The organism is Urbifossiella limnaea, from assembly GCF_007747215.1.
Classification (GTDB): domain Bacteria; phylum Planctomycetota; class Planctomycetia; order Gemmatales; family Gemmataceae; genus Urbifossiella; species Urbifossiella limnaea.
In genome coordinates this window covers 5,097,202-5,116,893 of record NZ_CP036273.1, presented here as the reverse complement: position 1 = coordinate 5,116,893, position 19,692 = coordinate 5,097,202, and the positions used below count along the sequence as shown (strand labels likewise).

The following is a 19,692-nucleotide window of genomic DNA, read 5'->3' as shown; positions in this document are numbered from 1 at the left end:
TTAAATCAGCGCCCCGTCGGTCATCTCCGCCCGGCGGGGGAACAGCTTCGCCAGCTCCGGGCTGTGCGTCACCACCACCAGCACGGTGTTCTCCTGCCGGTGCAGCTCCAGCAGCAGCTCGCCGACGGCCCCGGCGGTGGCGCGGTCGAGGTTCCCCGTCGGCTCGTCGGCCAGCAGCAGCAGCGGTTTCAGCACCAGCGCCCGCGCCACCGCCACGCGCTGCCGCTCGCCGCCAGACAGCTCGGCAGGCCGGTGGTCGAGCCGGCCCACGAGGCCGACGCGCTCCAGCAACTGCCGGGCGTACGCCTCCGTTTCCTTCGGGTCGGTGTCGCGGCTGACGAGCGTCGGGATCAGCACGTTCTCCAGCACGCTGCACTGCGGCAAGAGGTGGTGGTCCTGGAACACGAAGCCGATGCGCCGGTTGCGGAACGCGGCCAGCTCCGCCTCCGGCAGCGTGAACGGGTCGGTGCCGTCGAGCGTGACGCTCCCCGCGGTGGGCCGGTCGAGCGTGCCGAGGATGTGGAGCAGCGTGCTCTTGCCGGAGCCGGACGGCCCCATCACGGCGAGCGACTCGCCGCGGGCCAGAGCGAGGTTCACGCCGCGGAGGATCGGGAGCGGCCCGGACCGCGTGGGGTAATCCTTCGACAGGTCGCGGACGGCCAGTGACATCGCGGCGTCAGTCCGTGTGGAGGGCGGCCAGGGCGAGCGTGCCGAGGCCGTAGAAGGTGTATTCCACGTCGGTCCGGTCGTCCCACAACCCGCCGCGGAACCCGCCCGCCGCCGCCTCGCACGCCAGCGCGAAGTCGCGCACGCCGGGCCAGTCGAGCTTGTCGGCGCGGCCGAGCTGGTCGAGCGTCCAGCCGCCGGTGAAGGTGGAGAGCAAATCGGCGGCCGGGATGCGGTCGTTGGCGCGGAGCCCGCCCTCGAACGCGGCCGGCAGCGCGGCCAGGAAGTCGGCGACGGCGGCGCGGGCGTCGTCGGTGAGGGCGTCGAGCACCTGCAACACGCCGACGCCGGCCGCGGTCGGGTTCGTGCCGCTCCGCTTCATCGCGCCGATTTCCACGTACCCGCCGTCGTCGCGCCGCCGGCCGCGGACGAACGCCGCCAGGCGCGCCGGTTCCGGCGCGGGGACTCCGAGCAACTGCTGACAGAGCACGACTAGGAAGCTGGTGTACGTGCTGCCGTGCGGCGCCGCGGGCGTCTTGCCGTAGCCGCCGTCGGGCGAACGGTGCGTTTCCAGCACCGCGGCAACGCGCTCGCGCCAGTCGGGCGGCGCTTCGCCCAGCACGTCCGGCCCGCCCCCGAGCGGCACCAGGTAGCCGCACACGACCAGCGAGAACAGGTCGATCACGCTGCCGGACCCGCCCATGCGCGTGCGCAGGAAGCCGGCGGCGTTCGTGCAAACGACGGGGTCGAGGGCTTGCAGCACGGCCAGCGAGCGGAGGGCGAAGCCGGTGTAGTACACGTCCGACCCGCCCTCGCGGCCGGGCCAGCCGCCGTCGGGCAACTGTTGGCGAAGGACGTAAGCCGCGGTCCGCTCCCGGACATCGGCCGGGAGGCGTTCGACGCCGTCGAGCAGGCGCGTCGTCAAGCGGGTGAGGTACGGCTCGGTCATGCCGCCGGGCCTTCCAGCTTTGCGCGCACGTCCGGCGGGATGTCCACACTCTCGATGTGATCGGGCCCGAGCGACCGGCAGAACACGGACGTGATGCGGCCGACGGCGACCGCGGCCCCGTGCTGGTTCGTGATGTCGTGGCGGTAGCTGACCGACTTGGTACCGATCTTCTCGACCGTCACGGCGATGGTCAGCACGTCTTCGAAGCGGGCGGGGGTCTTGAAGTCGCACGCCGCGGAGACGCGGGGGAAGCCCCACTTCACGCCGTCGCGGCGCCAGCTCACGCTCAGCCCGCGGGCGCGGAGGAAGTCCGTCTCCGCGACCTCCATGAAGCGGAAGAACTGGGAGAAGTGCATGATCCCGGCCATGTCGGTGTCGCCGAACTCGACGCGGCGGGTGGTGGTGAACATGCGCAGTTTCGAGTTCCGAGTTCGGTGTTTCGAGTTCGTCGCCGGGGTCATCTTACCGCGGCCTGCTGCAGAACGAGTTCGGTTTCCCGCGCCATCACGTCGGCCGTGAACCGCTCGCGGACCGCCGCGGCGCCGGCCCGGCCGGCGGCGTCGCGCCAGTCGTGATCTGCCAGCGCCCGCCGCAGCGCCGCGGCCAGCGCCGTGGGGTCGCCCGGGGGCACGAGCAGGCCGCCGCCGTCGGCCAGCAGTTCCGGGAAGGTGCCGTGTTCCGGCAGCACCACCGGGAGCCCGTTCGCCCACGCCTCCAACACGTACAGCCCCTTCGGCTCGCGGTACGTCGTCGGCACGCACAGCACGTCCGCGGCGCGGAGGAACTCCACCTTCGCCTCGTGCGTCGGGCTCTCCACGTACTCGAAGCGCTCGGCCAGCCCCGCGGCCGCGAGCTTCGCCACCTGCTCGCGGAAGAACGGCTTGTCGTTCTCCCCGAGCCACCCGGACGCCCGCAGGACCGCGTCCGGGGCGTCGGCCCCCTTCATCAGCGTGACGAACCCCTCGACGGCGTGGTGGAACCCCTTCTCGGGGCAGACGCGGGCGAAGTAGCCGACCGTCAGACGGCCGTCGCGGCGGGGCGGCCGCTCGCCGCCGTGGCCCTCCAGCGTGATGCCGGGGTACACCACCCGGACCATTTCCCGCGGCACGCCCAGGTACGCGCTCATGTGGTCGGCGTAGAACCGGCTCGTGCTCAGGAAGCCGGCCACGTCGGCGGTGTTCGCGCGGATGAGGTCCACGCAGGCGGCCCGGTCCTTCTCGGGAAGCGCGTCCAGAAAGATGTCGTCGCCCTGAAGCGTCACCCAGATCGGCACGCCGAGCCGCTTGCGCAGCGGCGGGATGACGCCGGACAGGAGCGCGTTCGTGAACAGGATCACGTCCGGCTTCACCTCGGCTTCGAGCCACGCGACCAGCTTCTCGACTTCCTTGCGCTGGTGGCCGTGCTCGCCCCGCAGCATCGAGACGGCGAGGCCGCCGAGCTCACTGTACTTCACCCGGCCGGCGAACCGCGACACCCAGCGCAGGAGCCGCGGCACGTCGAGCAGGCGGTCGGTGAGCCACGGCGTGTGGCGGAACAGCCACGACTTCTCTTGCAGGTAGACGTTGATGCCGCCGAAGAAGACGCGGCCCTGGCTCACGTCCGCCTCGTCGGTGCGGATCGGCGTGTAAGTGGGGATTAGCAGGGCGTCGTGGCCGCGGCGGCGCAACGCGGCCACGAGGGTGTTGTCCCTCATGCAGCTGCCGCAGAACATGCCCGCGGCGCCGGCGGTGACGAACGCGATTCGCATCGGCCCTCACACGAACTACCCGCGGTTGCGGCTAGGCTTTCAGCCCGCCCGTGAGCTATTCTTAGGGGATAGGCCCGTCCCGCGACCCGGACCGTACATGCCGGCCCCCACCGCGGACACCATCCTCGCGGCGCTGAAGCGGGTCCCGCTCCTCAGCGCGTCGCAGCTCCGCCGCGTCGAGGACGCGGCCGGTCGCGGCCGCCACCCGCCCGAGCGGGTCGTCGGGCGGCTCGTCGAGAAGGGCTGGGCCACGAAGTTCCAGGCCGACGCCCTTCTCGCCGGCAAGGCGGACACCCTCGTCGTCGGCCCGTACCTGCTCCTCGACCTGCTCGGCGAGGGCGGCATGGGCCGCGTCTACATGGCCCGCCACGTCCGCCTCGGCCGTATCGACGCGGTTAAGGTCATCCGATCCGACCGGCTGTCGTCGCGCAACATCGTCCGCCGGTTCGCCCGCGAAATCCGCCTCACCGCCAGCCTCGAACACCCGCACGTCGTCCGCGCCCTCGACGCCGGCGAGGCCGGCGGGCGGCTGTACCTCGCCACCGAGTACATCGACGGGCAAGACCTGGCGAGCACCGTGATCCACGGCGGCCCGCTCACCCCGGCCGACGCCTGCCTCGTGGCGTACCAGGCGTGCCAGGCGCTTCAGTACGTCCACGAGCGCGGCCTCGTCCACCGCGACATCAAGCCCTCGAACCTGATGCGCGAGCGGGCCACCCGGGTGGTCAAGTTGATGGACCTCGGCCTGTCCGGCGTCCGGGCCGGGGACGCCGCGGCCTCGATGGCCGGCGGGCTGCTGACGACCGACGGGGTGATGCTCGGCACGCCGGATTTCATGCCGCCGGAGCAGGCCCGCAACCCGCACGGGGCGGACATCCGCGCCGACCTGTACGGCCTCGGGGCGACGCTGTTCTTCCTCCTGAGCGGCCGCCCGCCGTATGCCGGGTCCGCGGTCGAGAAGCTGATGGCGCACGCGAGTCTGCCGGTGCCGCCGGTGGTGACGCCGGGCGGCCCCGCCCCGCCGCCGCTGGCCGCGCTGGTGACGAAGCTGATGGCGAAGGACCCGGACGACCGCTACCCGACGCCCGCGGCCGTGGCCGAGGCGCTGCTGGCGCTGCGGGCCGGGGCGCGGGCGGAAGTGGTCGCGCCGGCCGCGGCGCAGGCGGCGGGGCCGGTCGAGCCGTCCGACGTGCTGCCGGCGGAGGCGTGGCAGTCGGAGTTCGAGCAGCTCGTGGACGAGGCCGAGTCGCAGGCCAAGGCGCGGGTGCAACCGCGGCGGATCTCGCGGCCGACGCGGTGGGGCTGGGTGCTCCCGGCGGCCGCGGTCACGCTCGGGCTTGGCGTACTGGTCGGCACCGGCGTGCTCCGGCGGCAGCCGTCGCCGCCCGTCGAGCGCCCGCCGCCGCCGCCGACGCCCGCCGAGGAGTTGCGCGACCTGCGCGCCGCGGTCGCGTCGGCCGAGGACCGTGACGCCGTCCGCCGCCGCGTCATCGACTTCCGCGCGAGGCACCCGGCGACCCCGATCGCGGTCGCGGCCGCCGGGCTGCTGCGGAAGCTGCCGGCGCCGACGGACAAGTTACAAGCGAAGGGGGCGCCGTTCGTCGCGGCGACCGCCACCGGCCGGGCCGTGGGCGCGCTGGCGTTCGCGGGCGACGACTCGCGGCTCGTCGTCGCCCGCGCCGGCCGGGCGCCCGAGGAGTTGACGCTGCCGGAACTGACGCCGACCGGTCGGTTCCCGGCCGCGGAGGTGTCGGACCACGCGGCCGCGCTCGCCCCGGACGGCCGCGTCGCGGTCGCGGCCGACGGCGCCGGTCGGCTCGTGGCGTGGGCCGCCGGCGCGGTGCGCGTCATCGACCTGCCCGACACCCGGGCGCGAACCGCCGCCGTGGCGCCGGACGGCAAAACCGCCGTCGTCGTGCCTCAGGACGGCGACCTGTGCCGCGTCGATCTCGCCGCCGGGCGCGTCACCAGCCGGCTGGCCGTGCCCGCCGACGGCGTCCGCGAGGTGCTCGTCGTCGCCGACGGGTCCGCGTGCGTCGCCTTCGGCGACACCGTCCGGGTCGTGCCGTTCGCCGGCGGGGCCGTGCGGACGATCGAGCCGATGACGGACGTACCCGGCCCGCCGCTCGGGGCCGTCGCGCCGGAGTCGGGGCGGCTGTACCTCGCCGGGATCGAACCGGTTCCCGGCCGACACCTGCCGGGGGCCGACCGCTCCGACCTGCGCTACGAACTGCCGCTGGAACGAAGGCAGTGGTTCTTTCAACCACCGACGAGGCCGCGGGCGACGGCAGTGGCGGTGTCCGCGGACGAGGCGGTCGTCGCGGTCGGTACCGGTAGCGGGAAGCTGGTCGTGTTCGCGGCGGCGACGGGGAAGATTACGGGTGAACTGGCGCTGCCCGGTGGCGTGAAGGCACTGGCGTTCTCGACGAGCGGGCGGGTGCTCGCCGCGGCGCTCGACGGCGGCCGCGTGGTGCTGGTACCGCTGGGGAAGTAGGTGCGGAGGCGTTACAGCCGGGCGAAGTTCCGCAGCATCGCGAGCCCCACGTCCTGGCTCTTCTCCGGGTGGAATTGCGTGCCGAACACGTTGCCGCGCCACACCGCCGACGCGAACGGGGTCGGGTAGTCGGTCTCGGCCGCGGTCAGCGTCGGGTCGGCCGGCACCGGGTAGTACGAGTGGACGAAGTACACCGCCGGGTCCGCCGGCAGCCCCGCCAGCAGCGGGCACCCGGGCCGCGTGGGCCGAAGCGTGTTCCACCCCATGTGCGGCACCTTCAGGCCGCGCACCTCGGGGAACCGCACCACGTCGCCGGGGAACAGGTCCAGGCCCGGGAACACGCCGTCCTCGAAACTGCGGCTGAACAGCAGCTCGTAGCCCAGGCAGATGCCGAGGAACGGCCGGTCGGCGCGGACGTGGTCGGACAGCACCTCGGCGAGGCCGGTCTCGCGGAGCCGGGCGATGGCGTCGCGGAACGCCCCCACTCCGGGCAGCACCACCTTCCGCGCCGCCGCGACGCGGTCCGGGTCGGGCGTGACTTCCGCGGCGGCGCCGACCCGCTCGAACGCCTTCTGGACGCTCCGCAGGTTCGCCATCCCGTAATCGACGATCACGACGTCGGCGGCCATTACTTCCCCACCGGCTGCGGCTCGGGCGGGGCCGGCTCGGCCTTGCGCCGCAGGAGCAGGCCCGACGCCAGCATCCCGACGCCGATCACGCCCACGATCAACAGCATGGATTGCAGGTCGAACAGCACCGGCTGCACCCGCGGCGCCAACCACGGCCACCCGAACCACGTCACCACCACGCCGACGGCCAGGCCGGGGCCGAACGGCAACTCGCGGTCCACGCCGGTGCCCCGGACGGCGGCCAGGAGCAGCGTCGGCAGCTTGAAGACCAGCAGTGCCGCGAACGCCCCCACGAACAGCGACAGCACCACCGGCTGCCAGCCGAGGAACGCCCCGGCCATCATCAGCAGGTCGGCGTCCCCGAGCCCCAGCGCCTCCCGGCCGAAGCCGGTCTCGAACAGCCGCTTCACGACGCGCACCACCAGCGACCCGGCCAGCGCCCCGACCAGCGAGTTCAGCAGGCCGAGCTTCCACGACCCGGCCGCGGCCCACGCCGGCGGCGGGCCGACCGCGGGCCACGGCTGCGCCCCGATCGGCACCGGACCCGCGTCGAGCACCAGCATCCACGGCATCGCCTTCGGCCCGCCGACGGCCGCCGCCGCGCCCGCGGGGTGCGGCCACGGCCAGCCGATGAGCGCCGCCCCGGCCACGCCGACCACCAGCCCGGTGAACGGGATCAGCGGCGGGATGACGCGGTGCTCGGCGTCCACCACCGCCGCGGCGATCAGGAGTGACAGCAGCGTCGCGTGGTAGCAGAACAGCGCCACCGCCGGCCACGCCGGCATCGTCGCCCGCAGCGGGTCGAAGCCGAACCCGGGGAAGTTGAACCAGTTGAACACCACCTCCGCCAGGAACAGCGCCAGGAACGCCAGCCCGGTGCCGACCTCGACCCACAGGTAGCGCGACGAGAACGTCGCCCCGCAGAACCGGCAGCGGCCGCGGAGCACGAGGTAGCCGATGATCGGGAGGTTGTCGAAGATTCGGACGGGGCGGTAGCAGCTGAAGCAGCGCGAGCCGGGCCAGATGATGCTCTTTTCGAAGGGAAGGCGGGCCACCAGCACGTTCAGGAACGACCCGACCATCAGCCCGAGGACGAGCGCGGCGCCGGACCAGACGTAGAGCGGAAGTTGGTCCATGCCGTGAGGATAGCGGCGGCGGCGGCGTCCGGCGACGCGCCGCCCGTGTCGCAGGTGAAATCGGCCACCGCCCGGTAAAGCGGCTCGCGGGACGCGATGAGCTCCCGCAGTTCACCGAGCCCGCCGGCCGCCGTCAGGTTCGGGCGCCGGGCTGCGGTCGTGGGGTCGGCCGTCATCCGCTCGAACGCCACCTCCGGCGTCACGGTCAGCCACACCACGAACCCGGACCGCTTCAACAGCGCGCGGTTGGACTCGCGCAGCACCGCCCCGCCGCCGGTGGCGACGACGCGGTTCGGCAGCGCACACAGCGACTCGAGCGCCGCCGCCTCGCGGTCGCGGAACCCGGCCTCGCCCTCGGCGGCGAAGATGGCCGCGATCGACATGCCGGCGGTGCTCTCGACCAACTCGTCGGCGTCGGCGAAGGCCCAGCCGAGGCGCCGGGCCAGTTCGGGGCCGACGGTGGACTTGCCGGAGCCGCGCGGGCCGACGAGCAGGATCAAGGTGGCGGACATGGCGGTGTTCTATTCGGATTTCTTTCCGCCGCGGTGAACCGTATACTGCGGGTGCCGCATCGAAGGGTGTGGCGGTATTCGGGGGCGATCTGGTATCGACCGGGTATCGGACGTGTCCGGTGGCGTGTCGTGGTTGATCAGTAGGCCACGTAAAAAACTGATCGAACTTTAACTGCTGAACCGCAGTTCTCCCTCGCGGCGTAAGACCCGCAGGCCGTATCGGTTCCTTCGCCTGAAAGGAACCGAGTCGGACGCAAGTCAGGCTCGTGGGGGTTCGAGGGCCGGGCGACCGGCTCGATTCGGCGGCCACCCCCGCTAAAAACTCTGGCCGATAGCCGACCGCGAACCCTGCCCGCTGGGGTCGCGAAAGGCGAACACGGGGCAAGCCCTCGGGACAGGCTCCAGGCATAGGCGGGCTACACACGTAGATGCCGGCACGAAAGTGCCACGGGACCCGGGTTCAATTCCCGGCGCCTCCACTCGACAACCCGAAGCCCGGGGGCCGCGGTCCCCGGGCTTTCTCGTTGCCCTCACACCTCCTCGTACCCGACAATCGGCGTGCCTCCCCGCCCCCGGAGCCCCGCCGATGCCGCGCCGCTGCCTGCTCGGATTCGCCCTTCTCGTCGGCCTGTCGGCCGCCGCCTACGCCCAGACCGCCTTCACCACCCCGGCGGACGACCTCGACTACGTCCGCTCGAACTACACGAAATTCGAGTACCGCGTCCCGGTCCGCGACGGGGCCAAGCTCTTCACCGTCGCCTACGTCCCGAAGGACACGTCGAAGACGTACCCCGTCCTGTTCACGCGGACGCCCTACGGCGTCGGCCCGTACGGCCCCGACCAGATGCCGACGCGGCTCTCCCCGTCGCCGCACTTCTGGCGGGCCGGGTACATCTTCGTCCACCAGGACGTGCGCGGGCGGATGAAGTCCGAGGGGACGTTCGTCCACGGCACGCCGCACAAGGCGAAGAAGCCGACGCCCGCCGACGTGGACGAGAGCACCGACGCCTACGACACCATCGAGTGGCTCACCAAGAACCTGCCGGGCCACAACGGCAACGTCGGCATGGCCGGCATCTCGTACCCCGGCTTCTACGCGGCCTGCGGCATGATCGACGCCCACCCGGCGCTCAAGGCCGTGAGCCCGCAGGCGCCCGTCCTCGACTTCTTCGACGGCGACGACTGCCGGCACAACGGGGCGTTCGTGCTCGCGCACAACTTCCGCTTCTTCGGCATGTTCCCCAAGCTGAACCCCAAGATGTACGGCCTCAGGGACACCCGCGACCCCGACTACGGCACGCCCGACGGGTACAAGTACTTCCTCGACATGGGGCCGCTGCGGAACCTCGACAAGGTGCTGCCGACGATCGACCCGTTCTGGCAGGACCAGAAGGCGCACGGCGACTACGACGACTACTGCGCCGCCCGCAACCTCCGCCCGCACATCAAGGACATCAAACCGGCGGTGATGACCGTCGGCGGGTGGTACGACGCCGAGGACATCGCCGGCACGTTCAACTGCTACAACCGCGTGGCGGCGACCAGCCCGAAGTCCCCGCAGAACGTGCTCGTGGTCGGCCCGTGGACGCACGGCGGCTGGGCGTCCAACGACGGCGACGCGCTCGGGGCGGTGAAGTTCCGCGCTAAGACCTCGGCGTGGTACCGCGAGAAGGTGGAGCTGCCGTTCTTCGAGCAGCACCTCCGCGGCGGCCCGGCGGCCGACCTGCCGAAGGCGGCGCTGGCGTTCGAGACCGGTACCAACCGCTGGCGCCGCTGGGACACCTGGCCCCCGGCCGACGCCACGAAGGTGACGTTCTCATTCGCCCCGAACGGCGCCCTGACGACGGCCCGGCCGACGGGGGAGGGCGGGTTCGACGAGTACGTGAGCGACCCGCGGCGGCCGGTGCCGTACACGGAGAAGACGTCGCCGCGCATGGAGAACGACTACTTCACCGCCGACCAGCGGTTCGCGTCCCGCCGGCCGGACGTGCTCGTCTATCAGACGCCGGTGCTCCCCGCGGACGTGTGCGTGGCCGGCCCGATCGAGGTGGAGCTCCACGTCAGCACCACGGGCACCGACTCCGACTTCGTCATCAAGGTGATCGACGTGTACCCGGACGATTTTCCGGACCCCGACCCGAACCCGACGGGCGTAAAGATGGGCGGCTACCAGCAGCTGGTGCGCGGCGAGCCGTTCCGCGGGAAGTACCGCAACAGCCTGTCGAAGCCGGAGCCGTTCGAGCCGGGGAAGCCGGCGGTGATTCGGTTCTCGATGCCGGACGTGGGGCACTGCTTCCGCAGCGGGCACCGCATCATGGTACAGGTGCAGAGCAGCTGGTTCCCGCTGTTCGACCGCAACCCGCAGACGTTCTGCGACATCTACAGCTGCGGCGAGGACGCCTTCAAGCCGGCGACGCAGCGGGTGTACCGCTCGGCGGCGATGCCGAGCGGCGTGACGCTGCGGGTTGTGAAGCCGTGAGGCGCGATGCGCCTCACTCGTCAGTTAGCCCGGCGACGCGCTGAACGACCGGCATCAGGTCGTTCAGCTCCTCGATCCGCAGCATCCGGATGTCGCGCACCGCCGACGCCAACCAAGGCAGCGTGGTCGTCAAGTCGATCACCGCGACCATCACGGTCGCCGCCGTGACCGTCGGCGAGCCGAAGTACACGCTCCCCTGCTGCCACTGGAATCCGTGCCGCTCCAGCACGCGGCGGATTTCCAGGTACGCGTTGTTGTAGGGGTCGCCGTAATGCGTCCGCAGCAACTCCACGTCCATGGCGAAGGCGATGGCGTACACCGTCCCCTCCCGCTTGAACGAGGCTGGCAGGCCAGGCCGAATCGTCCCCGTCCGGGGTTCCTGCGTCGTCGTCGCGGCCATGTGCGGCTCCGGTCCGTTTCTTGCCCGTCGGGGTTGATGCTACCGCACGCCGCGCCGTGGTGCCTGTCGGCCGGTCGCGGGCGACCACTGTAACGCCCTGTAACGGCCGTCTGCGCAACCGGCAGTTTCCGGTTGCAATCCCCGGCCGTCGGTCGAATACTGGTAGAACCCACCCGGTCGCGCCTCCCCGCGGCCACGCCCGTCGCCTCGGAGGCTTCACATGCCCGCCGGTCGCTGGTTGCAACTCCCGGTCGCGGCCCTCCTGCTCACCCTCGTCGTCGGCCTCGCCTCGAAGGGGAACGACGCCGCGAAGCAGCGCGACGAGCAGAAGAAGGTGCAGGCCCGCGTCGCCGACGCCTCCCGCCGGGCGTCGTCCACCATCGACGCCATGATCTACCAGCGGCTGTCGCCGTCCGCCGAGCGGAAGATGATCGAGGACGTGGCCGACTCCTTGAAGGGGCTCAGCCAGACCGAGATCCAGGCCATCATCGCCCACCTCGAAGCGGCCGTCGCCGCCCCGGACCAGGAGAAGGCGTCGGCCGAGCAGGTGCGGGCGTACGACAAGCACCGCGAGGTGGTGGCCCAGCTCCGCGGCATGCTCGTGCGGCTCGAACTGATCCGCAACCTGAACGAGGCCGCCGCCCGGCTCGACCGCGCCGCCTCCGAGCAACTCGACGTGTACAAGGACACGCAGAGCAACCTCGTGGCCCGGCGCCCCGGCCGCACCCCCCGCGAGCTCGCCGTGGACCGCGACGACGTGGCCGACAAGCAGGCCCAGCTCGGGGCCGAGGTCGCGGAAGTGTTCCGCCAGATCGACAAGCTCCTCCCGAGCATGACGCCCGCCGAGAAGGAGCGGGCCGACAAGGCCGACGTGAAGGCCCGCGGCGCCAAGCTCGGCTCCGAGATGACGTTCACCACCCGCATCCTCAAGCAGGACGCCACGAGCGAGGCGGCCGAGCGCGAGCGGAAGCACGCCAACGAGCTGAAGGACCTGGCCGCCGCGCTGCGGCAGCCGCCGACCGACCCGCTCCGCGCCGCCCGCGACAAGGTGGACGCCGCCCTGAAGGAGCAGGAGAAGCTGAACGAGGACACGGCGAAGAAGGCCGACCCGGACGACCGCCGGGCCAACACCCCCGACGCCCGGCAGGACAAGGCGCAGGCCCTGGCCGCCGCGCAGGCCCGCGCCACGCTGACCGCCCGCGACGCCCGCCGGCAGACCGAACAGGTCGCCCCCGAGGTGGCCGAGGGGCTGCGGAAGCAGGCCGAGGAGAACCAGTGGCAGGCCGAGGACAAGCTGCGGGCGCAGAAGGCCGACCCGGCCAAGGAGGCCCAGGAGAAGGCCGTCGACGCGCTCCGGAACGCCCGCGAGGAACTCGACCGCCGCATCGCCGCCGCCGAGCTCGCCAAGCGCGACCCGCTCGCCGCCGTGAAGACCGCCAGCGAGCAGATCGAGAAGCTGATCCAGGAGCAGAAGGAGGCGCAGGCCGCCACGAAGGAGGCCGAGAAGCAGAACGCGAAGCTTCCCGAGGCGACCGCCAAGCAGGCCGACGTGACGAAGAAGGCCGACGCCCTGAAGAACACGCCGCTGCCGCCCAACACGGAGGCCAAGCAGGCACTCGACATGGCCGCCGCCGCCACGAAGGAGGCCAAGGCCGACCTCGACATGAAGAACCCGGCCGAGGCCCAGCCGGACCAGAAGGACGCGATTCGCAACCTGGAGATGGCCAAGGCGGCGCTCGACAAGCAGGCCGCGGCGATCGAGCAGCGGCGCGACGACATCGCCAAGCTGGAGGACGCCAAGCGCGACCTGGAGAAGCTGGCTGCCGCAGAGAAGCAACTCGCCAATGACGCCAAGCAGGCCGCCGACAAGGCCGAGCCGAAGAAGGGCGACCCGATGGCCGGGATGCCCGACCCGAAGGCGGGTGACCCGAAGGCGGGTGACCCGAAGGCGGGTGACCCGAAGATGGGCGACCCGAAGATGGGCGACCCGAAGATGGGCGACCCGAAGGCGGGTGATCCGAAGATGCCGCCCGACGGGGCCAAGATGCCGGACACGGGCAAGCTCGCCGACGAGCAGGCGATGCTCCAGCCGCCCACGAAGGAGGTCGGCGAGAAGCTCAAGGACGCCGCCCCCGAGGCCGCCAAGAAGGTGGACGAGGCCGGCATGAAGCAGGAGGGCGCCAAGAAGGACCTGGCGAAGAACGACCCGAAGGCCGGCGCCGAAAAGGCCGCCGACGCCGCGATGAAGCTTGCCGAGGCCGCCAAGGCCGTGGACATGGCCCTCGCCGACAAGCGCGGCATGGAGGCCAACGACCAGGCCGCGCTGATGCCGAACAACACGGACCCGATGGCCGCCGCCCAGAACCTCGCCAAGGCGCTGGAGAACGCCAACAAGGCCGCCGAGGCCGCGAACGAGGCCGCGAAGGCGCTCCCGCCGCAGCCGATGGCGGGGATGCAGCCCACGGCCGACAAGGGGAACATGCCGCCGATGAACGGCATGCCGCAGGACGCGATGCCGATGCCGCCGAACCTCGCCGACCTGCAGAAGCAGGTCGCCAAGCAGGCCGCCGACGCGAAGCAGAGCGATGCCGCCAAGGCCGCCAACGACGCCGCCAAGGCGCTCGACAAGGGCGACCTCATGGGAGCCCTCGAGAACCAGCAGAAGGCGCTCGACGCACTCAAACAGGCCGCCCAGGCGATGCCGAAGGACGGCCAGCCGATGGCCGGCATGCCGATGGAGGGTATGCCGAAGGACGGCCAGCCCAAAGACGGCCAGCCGAAGGACGGCCAGCCCAAAGACGGCCAGCCGAAGGACGGCATGCCGATGGGTGGAATGCCCAAGGACGGCATGCCGATGGGCGGAATGCCCGGTGGCATGATGCCGAGCGGCATGCCTTCGCCCGGCGAGATCGCGAAGACGCAGGAGAAGCTAATCGACGCCACCAAGGCGCTGCAGCAGTCGCAGATGGCGAACCAGGCCGCGCAGGCGGCACTGGCCCAGGCCCAGGCCCAGGCCCCCATGTCGGTGCAGGGGCAGATCGGCATGGCCGGCGAGCAGCTCGGTATGGCCGGCGAGAAGCTCGGCATGGGCCAGCCGATGCAGGCCGGCATGAACCAGATGGCCGCCGCCGACGCCCTGCAACAGGCGCTCAACGCCCTCAACGCCGCGGCGATGGCCAACGGCATGATGGGCACGCAACCCGGTCAGATGCCGATGGCGACGGCCGGCATGCAGCCCGGCATGGGCATGGGGATGCAGCCCGGTATGGGCATGGGGATGCAGCCCGGCATGGGCATGGCGAAGGGGATGGGCATGGGGATGGGCATGCAACCCGGGATGCAGCCGGGCAAGGAGCCGGGCAAGGGCGAGCCGCAGAACGCCGGCGTCTCCGAGGGCGACAAGGACGGCGACGAGAAGCTCCGCAACAAGGCCTCGGGTGGCACCGCCCAGAGTGGCGACGGGGCGTTCATCCACCTCCGCAAGCGGGAGCGCGACAGCGTCCAGCAGGCCGGCGAGGCCCAGTTCCCCGCCGAGTTCCGCGAGCTGATCCGGCAGTACAACATCAACGTGAAGAACAACCGTCCCACCGCCCCGGCCCCCACACCGGTGCCGACCCGCCCTTAGTCCCGGTGAAGGGGTGAAGGGGTGAAGGGGTGGAGGGGTGAGCCGACCGGCCGCTTCGTCACCCCCTCACCCCTTCACCCCTTCACCCCTTCAAAGGTGAAGTCATGCGCCGCCTCTACCTCCTTCCGGCCGCCGTCGCCCTGCTGCTGACGTACACCCCCACGGCTCCCGTCGCCGCCCAGCCGCCGGCCGAGGCGCCCCGCGCCGCCCCGGTCAAGGACCGGGTCAAGATGGACGACGCCACCAAGAAGGCCGTCGCCAAGTCGCTCCGCTGGCTGAAGGACCAGCAGGCCGCCGACGGCTCGTGGGGCAACACCGCCATCACCAGCTTCGCCCTGCTGTCGTTCATGGCCAACGGCCACCTGCCGAACCAGGGCGAGTACGGCCCCGAGGTCGCCCGCGGCGTGCGCTACCTCCTCGCCTGCACCCGCGACGACGGCTACGTCGTCGGCCCCCGCGGCGGCAACATGTACTGCCACGGCATGGCCGCGCTCGCGCTGTCGCAGGTGTACGGCATGACCGGCGACGAGGACGTCCGCAAGACGCTGAAGAAGGCCATCGACCTGATCGTGCGGACGCAGAACCACGAGGGCGGGTGGCGGTACGACCCGGCCCCGACCGGCGCCGACATCTCGGTGACGATCATGCAGGTGATGGCCCTCCGCGGGGCGAAGGACGGCGGCATCCACGTCCCGGACCGCACCATCGCCGAGGCGGTGCGGTACATCAACCGCTGCTACGACCGCCGCACCGGCGGCTACCGCTACCAGCCGTTCAGCAGCGGCCCCGGCTACGCCCGCACGGCGGCCGGCGTGTGCGTGCTGCAACTCAGCGGCGACTTCGACGCCGACGAGATCAAGAAGGCGGTGGAGTACATGGAGCGGACGGGCGAGGACCGGCAGCACTACTGGTACGGCGAGTACTACGCGGCGCACGCCCTGAACCAGATCGGCGGCGAGCAGTGGGAGGCGTACTACAACCGGATGCGGACGCAGCTGCTCGGGAGCCAGCGGCCGAGCGGCGAGTGGTACGACAGCCGCCGCGAGGCGGCGTACGGCCCGGTGTACCAGACGGCCATCGCCGTGCTCGTCCTCAGCGTGCCGACGCACTACCTGCCGATCTACCAGAAGTGACGTGAGGCTACTCCGGCGGCCCCGCCGCCTCGCGGGCGGCGAGCGCCGGCATCACCTCCGCCGCCGAGTACGGCAGGAAGCGCACGGCCCCGTCGGCGAACAGGAAGTTGCCGCCGCCCGGATGCGTACTCCAGTAGTGCATCACGTCGCACCACGAGGTTAGGGCGCCAGGCCGGAACGACGTGGACCCCGGGCCGCAGTCGGGCATCTGCGGGTAGTCGGGGCTGGCCCGCTCGCGCACGCCGAGCACCGTGTCGGCGGTGCCGCTGAAGTCCACGCCGTAGCCGGCGTACCACCACCCGACCCACATGTCCGGGCTCGGCGGCCGCTCGCCGGCGGCGAGGGTGTTGCTGGCCCCGTCGGTGATGTCGGCCACGCGGACCGCGGTTGACCGCGCCTCGGCCACGGAGGAATCTGCACGAGACCGGGGGCCATGGTCTGTTAAGGGTTTTCAGTCCCCGACCCGGGGGTCGGAAATAAGCAGCAGCATGTCGGGGTCCCGCTTCCCGGTCGGGTCGCCGTCGAGGACCAGCCCGCCCGGTGGGACGCGGCAACCCTCGCCCGAGCCGAGGGCGACGCGGACGGGCGGGTAGTCCGGGAACGCTCGCAGGAACCGCGCGACCAACTCGCCGACCGTCGCCGGGGGCGCGTCGGGTTCCCTCGACGCGAGGGCGGCTGCGAGGTCCGGCAGCGAGAGGTTGACCAGGACCACGCCGGAGGGTTCGTCCCCGAGGTTGACGACGCCCCAGAGGCGCGGCGGCGAGCGCCCGGCGTTCGGTGGCCAGGCGGCCCACGCCGCCACCGTCGGGCCCAGGCCCGACGGCCGGCCAGTGTCGGGGTCGCGGCGGATCGACCGCTCCCCGGCCGCGGTCACGATCGCCTCCATCCCCGCGGCGGCGGGGAGTCCCAGCCGCTTGAAGCCCAGGAACTCACCCACCCGCGCGGCGAAGCCGTCGAACCCGCGCACCCCGCCGCCGTCCCCGGCGGCCGCGTCGAGCAGGTCCCACCACGCCTCCCGCAAATGGTCCGGGAGTTGAAACAGGCCGAGCGTGTCTGGCGTGTCGGGGGCGTCGGCCGGGGGCGGGTCCGGCTCCCCGAGCAGCGGGAGGGAGCGGCCGGGCGCGTCCGCCGCGACCAGCAGCGCGAGTTCCTGAGCCGTCGGGGCACGCCACGGCCCGCGGGGGAAGAACCGGCCGTCGGCCTCGTCGGTCCCGGCCCCGAGCGTGAGCCGGGCGGGCCAGTCGGCGGCGAGGTGGAACCGCGCCGCGACCGCGACGCGGCAGCCGGGGAGGAGGGTCATGGCGCCGCCCGCTCGGCCGGCGGGTGGCGTTCCATCCGGTCCGCCGTCACGTCCAGGCAGGCCTTCACGTGCAGCCGGCAGAACAGCGTCTCGGTGGCGGCGAAGGTGCCGGCCTCGAAGTGCTTGTTCCCCGGCGGCCCGCCCCCGCAGAACGGGAAGTAGCGGCACTCCGCCCGGCACATCGCCACCCCGGCGGCGACCTCCGCCTCCATCCGCGCGAACCGCGGCGACGCCAGCACGGCGTCGAGCGGGTCGGTCGCCACGTTCCCCAGGGCGAACGCCCCGTAACGCGGGCTGTCGAGCCCGAGCAGCTCCGGGGAGAAGGTGCTGAAGTTGCCGGCGCAGTCCACGTTGACGACGCCGAACGGCCGGTTCTCCTGCGTACGGCGGGGCGGCCCGGCGCGGCGGGCGTGGAGGATGGCGGCGGCCGACAGCTCGAACTCGCGGACCTCGATCGGCGGATCGGCGGCCCGCGCCAGGTCGACGAACCGGGCCAGGAACCGCCGGAACCGCGGCTCCGTCCCCTCCGCCTGGAGCGACGACGTGGTGTTCGGCCCCTCCACCTCCTCCGGGTTGAACCCGACCGACCGCACGCCGTGCGCCCGGTAGAAGTCGAACAGCTCGTCCGGGTAGTCGAGCGCGGCGGCGGTGAGCACGGTGATGACCTTGAACGGGACCTCGTGCTCCCGCAGCAGGCGGACCCCGGCCAGCACCCGGTCGAGGGTGCCGCCGCCCCGGCGGGTGCGGCGGTGGCGGTCGTGGAGGAACGCCGGCCCGTCGATGCTCACGCCGACGTCGATCCCGTAGCGGCGGAAGTAGTCGCACCACTCCGCGGTGATCAGCGTGGCGTTCGTCTGGACCGCCTGCGTCACCTCCCAGTCCGGGCCGCGGCGGCGGAGCAGGTCGGCGGCCGCCTCGTACCACGCGATCGGGGCGACGAGCGGCTCGCCGGCGTGCCACAGGAGGGCGAAGGGCTCGCGGACCAGCCCGCTGGCCGCGACCCAGCGGAACGCCTGGTCCAGGGTGTCGAGCGACATGCGCCGGGTGTCGGCGCGGTCGGGCAGGTAGCAGTACGAGCAGTCGAGGTTGCAGAACGGGGTGGGCTGGACGACGAGGAGTTCGAGCGGCCCCGCGCCGCCGCGGGCGGCCGGCGGTTGGGTGTCGGACATGGCGCGGCCTCCGGGGGCGGGGCCCCGGCTCACCAGTTGCGGAAGGCGCCGTTGCGGAACCCGCCGCTGACCCCGTTGCGGAAGGAGCCGTTGCGGAACCCGCCGCCGAACCCGTTCGCGAACCCGCCGTTGCGGAACCCGCCGCCGACGGCGTTGCGGAACGCGCCGTTGACGAACGCCTGCACCGAAACTTCTTCCTCGGTCGCCCCGGCCGCGCCGGCGATCCGGTCGGCCCGGTCCTGGATGTCGTCGGCCGGCGCCGCGGGCGGGGTCGCGGCTTCCTGCCCGGTCGCGGTGGAGGCGAGGACCACGGTGCCGGCGGCCCCGGCCAGCGTGCCGAGCATGTCCTTGAGGAACCGGCGGCGGTCGGAGGGTGCCATGGTGTCGGCTCCGGCGTGGGGGTGGGTCGGTAGTGGAGAGCGTACCCGCCGGCTGCGGCGGTCGTCAACGACGCAGCCGAGAATAATTCGAGAAACGCGGGTCGCGATGAAATTCCCGCGTTCGGGCAGTTTCGTTGTTGCATTTCGGCCCCGCCACACCGACAGTTCGACTGTAAGCGTCTCCGCCGCCCGTCCCCAACCCCAGGAGTTCCCCCATGACCGCGTTCCTCCGCGTCCCCCTGGTTGCCGCCGCCGTCGTCTTTGGCGCGTCGCTGATGCCCGCCCAGGAGATGGCCGACAACCCGTTCTACAAGTTCTGGGGCAAGTCGAAGGTGGGCGACTCGGTCACCCTCAAGGAGACGACCAAGCTGACCGGCCCGGCCGCCGGCGGGGAGACGGGCGGGGACGAGGTGAAGGTGATCGTCCACAAGCTCGTGTCGTTCACGCCGGAGAAGGCCGTGGTGAGCACGGTCGTGACCGAGGGCGAGGTGTTCGGGTTCGTCGAGACCGCCCCGACCAAGCACATCTACCCCGCGAAGATGAGCAAGGACGTGCTGGAGGAGCTGATCCAGGAGACCGGGGCCAAGGCCGTGGACGCGACGGTGAAGGTCGGCGGGAAGGAGCACAAGGTGAAGTACCTGACCGGGACGATCAAGGGGAAGGGCGGGGACGAGGTCGAGTTCAAGGTGTGGCTGTCCGACGAGGTCCCCGGGTCGATCGCCAAGCGGATCCGCACGACCCGGGTCAAGGGCGAGGTCGTCGCCGAGACGACGATCGAACTCGTCAAGTACGGCAAGAAGGGCGAGTAGCGGTCGGGCCGGCGAGGTGCCGCATCCCGTTGGTCGCGGACGGGGTGATTTTCATTCGGCCGCGCCGGGGGAGCAGTCCCCGGCGGTTGAGTGAGTTCCATGCTCTGATGAAACCATCTACCCGTGAGCCGCAAGGAGCATGAGGTTGTGTGTCAGCACCCGGAGCTGGCACTCTCGCTCACGGGAGGCGTCCGACCGCCCGCCGAGTGCGCTGCCGCTAGCGGACCTGGTGGCGCGGTCGAGGAGGCTGACGGTTTCCCCTTT

17 protein-coding genes and 1 other RNA gene are annotated in these 19,692 nt (G+C 72.0%); 6 read left to right on the top strand and 12 right to left on the bottom strand.

Annotated elements, in window-relative coordinates; genetic code table 11:
- The 4 genes from ETAA1_RS20860 to ETAA1_RS20845 are packed head-to-tail and all read right to left on the bottom strand — an operon-like array spanning position 1 to position 3,362.
- On the bottom strand, positions 1 to 669 hold the full coding sequence (locus ETAA1_RS20860) for an ABC transporter ATP-binding protein (RefSeq protein ID WP_145241888.1): 669 nt from the start codon (positions 667 to 669) through the stop codon (positions 1 to 3).
- A gap of 7 nt (positions 670 to 676) precedes the next feature.
- Complete coding sequence (locus tag ETAA1_RS20855; protein ID WP_145241886.1) at positions 677 to 1,615, bottom strand: prenyltransferase/squalene oxidase repeat-containing protein; 939 nt, start codon at positions 1,613 to 1,615, stop codon at positions 677 to 679.
- Positions 1,612 to 2,025, bottom strand: coding sequence for an acyl-CoA thioesterase (locus tag ETAA1_RS20850; protein ID WP_238389268.1), 414 nt, complete (start codon positions 2,023 to 2,025; stop codon positions 1,612 to 1,614). Before ETAA1_RS20850 ends, ETAA1_RS20855 begins: the two co-directional genes overlap by 4 nt.
- Before the next feature lie 47 nt (positions 2,026 to 2,072).
- Entirely contained in the window at positions 2,073 to 3,362 is a 1,290-nt protein-coding gene (locus ETAA1_RS20845; RefSeq protein WP_145241884.1) for a glycosyltransferase family 4 protein, read from the bottom strand.
- A 97-nt stretch (positions 3,363 to 3,459) separates the two neighbouring features.
- Here ETAA1_RS20845 and ETAA1_RS20840 point away from each other — a divergent pair, with 97 nt between their 5' ends.
- Positions 3,460 to 5,856: a WD40 repeat domain-containing serine/threonine protein kinase gene (locus ETAA1_RS20840; RefSeq protein WP_145241882.1), complete on the top strand. Its 2,397-nt coding sequence runs from the start codon at positions 3,460 to 3,462 to the stop codon at positions 5,854 to 5,856.
- Between the two features lie 11 nt (positions 5,857 to 5,867).
- Here ETAA1_RS20840 and hisH read toward each other — a convergent pair whose 3' ends face one another.
- From hisH to ETAA1_RS20825, 3 genes are read right to left on the bottom strand one after another with little or no spacing between them, the layout of a single operon-like run.
- Complete coding sequence (hisH, locus tag ETAA1_RS20835) at positions 5,868 to 6,485, bottom strand: imidazole glycerol phosphate synthase subunit HisH (RefSeq protein ID WP_145241880.1); 618 nt, start codon at positions 6,483 to 6,485, stop codon at positions 5,868 to 5,870.
- Complete coding sequence (locus ETAA1_RS20830) at positions 6,485 to 7,621, bottom strand: prepilin peptidase (protein ID WP_145241878.1); 1,137 nt, start codon at positions 7,619 to 7,621, stop codon at positions 6,485 to 6,487. The genes hisH and ETAA1_RS20830 overlap by 1 nt, the downstream gene beginning before the upstream one ends.
- On the bottom strand, positions 7,567 to 8,133 hold the full coding sequence (locus ETAA1_RS20825) for a shikimate kinase (RefSeq protein ID WP_145241876.1): 567 nt from the start codon (positions 8,131 to 8,133) through the stop codon (positions 7,567 to 7,569). Before ETAA1_RS20825 ends, ETAA1_RS20830 begins: the two co-directional genes overlap by 55 nt.
- A gap of 80 nt (positions 8,134 to 8,213) precedes the next feature.
- Between ETAA1_RS20825 and ssrA the strand changes: the two genes are divergently transcribed.
- Positions 8,214 to 8,615: a transfer-messenger RNA gene (gene ssrA, locus ETAA1_RS20820) on the top strand.
- A gap of 104 nt (positions 8,616 to 8,719) precedes the next feature.
- A complete protein-coding gene (locus ETAA1_RS20815) occupies positions 8,720 to 10,612 on the top strand; it encodes a CocE/NonD family hydrolase (protein ID WP_145241874.1) in 1,893 nt (630 codons plus the stop codon).
- A 13-nt stretch (positions 10,613 to 10,625) separates the two neighbouring features.
- Here ETAA1_RS20815 and ETAA1_RS20810 read toward each other — a convergent pair whose 3' ends face one another.
- A complete protein-coding gene (locus tag ETAA1_RS20810) occupies positions 10,626 to 11,012 on the bottom strand; it encodes a virulence factor (RefSeq protein WP_145241872.1) in 387 nt (128 codons plus the stop codon).
- A 220-nt stretch (positions 11,013 to 11,232) separates the two neighbouring features.
- On the opposite strand from ETAA1_RS20810, the gene ETAA1_RS20805 reads away from it, so the two are divergent.
- Both ETAA1_RS20805 and ETAA1_RS20800 read left to right on the top strand, forming a co-directional pair.
- Positions 11,233 to 14,637 (top strand): hypothetical protein, encoded by a 3,405-nt coding sequence (locus ETAA1_RS20805; RefSeq protein ID WP_145241870.1) that lies wholly within the window; start codon positions 11,233 to 11,235, stop codon positions 14,635 to 14,637.
- 104 nt (positions 14,638 to 14,741) lie between these two features.
- Positions 14,742 to 15,770, top strand: a complete 1,029-nt coding sequence (locus ETAA1_RS20800; RefSeq protein WP_145241869.1) for a prenyltransferase/squalene oxidase repeat-containing protein — start codon at positions 14,742 to 14,744, stop codon at positions 15,768 to 15,770.
- Between the two features lie 7 nt (positions 15,771 to 15,777).
- On the opposite strand, the gene ETAA1_RS20795 is transcribed toward ETAA1_RS20800, so the two are convergent.
- Genes ETAA1_RS20795 through grrA form a run of 4 tightly spaced genes read right to left on the bottom strand, consistent with a single transcriptional unit; the run spans position 15,778 to position 18,619 of the window.
- Positions 15,778 to 16,176: a DUF1559 family PulG-like putative transporter gene (locus ETAA1_RS20795; protein ID WP_145241867.1), complete on the bottom strand. Its 399-nt coding sequence runs from the start codon at positions 16,174 to 16,176 to the stop codon at positions 15,778 to 15,780.
- A gap of 45 nt (positions 16,177 to 16,221) precedes the next feature.
- Positions 16,222 to 17,070: a hypothetical protein gene (locus tag ETAA1_RS20790; RefSeq protein ID WP_145241865.1), complete on the bottom strand. Its 849-nt coding sequence runs from the start codon at positions 17,068 to 17,070 to the stop codon at positions 16,222 to 16,224.
- Positions 17,067 to 18,239 (bottom strand): cyclophane-forming radical SAM/SPASM peptide maturase GrrM/OscB, encoded by a 1,173-nt coding sequence (grrM, locus tag ETAA1_RS20785; RefSeq protein ID WP_145241863.1) that lies wholly within the window; start codon positions 18,237 to 18,239, stop codon positions 17,067 to 17,069. Before grrM ends, ETAA1_RS20790 begins: the two co-directional genes overlap by 4 nt.
- 29 nt (positions 18,240 to 18,268) lie before the next feature.
- Complete coding sequence (grrA, locus tag ETAA1_RS32245; RefSeq protein WP_202920299.1) at positions 18,269 to 18,619, bottom strand: GrrA/OscA1 family cyclophane-containing rSAM-modified RiPP; 351 nt, start codon at positions 18,617 to 18,619, stop codon at positions 18,269 to 18,271.
- 215 nt (positions 18,620 to 18,834) lie between these two features.
- Here grrA and ETAA1_RS20775 point away from each other — a divergent pair, with 215 nt between their 5' ends.
- Positions 18,835 to 19,428, top strand: a complete 594-nt coding sequence (locus ETAA1_RS20775) for a hypothetical protein (protein ID WP_145241862.1) — start codon at positions 18,835 to 18,837, stop codon at positions 19,426 to 19,428.
- The last annotated feature ends 264 nt before the right edge of the window (positions 19,429 to 19,692 follow it).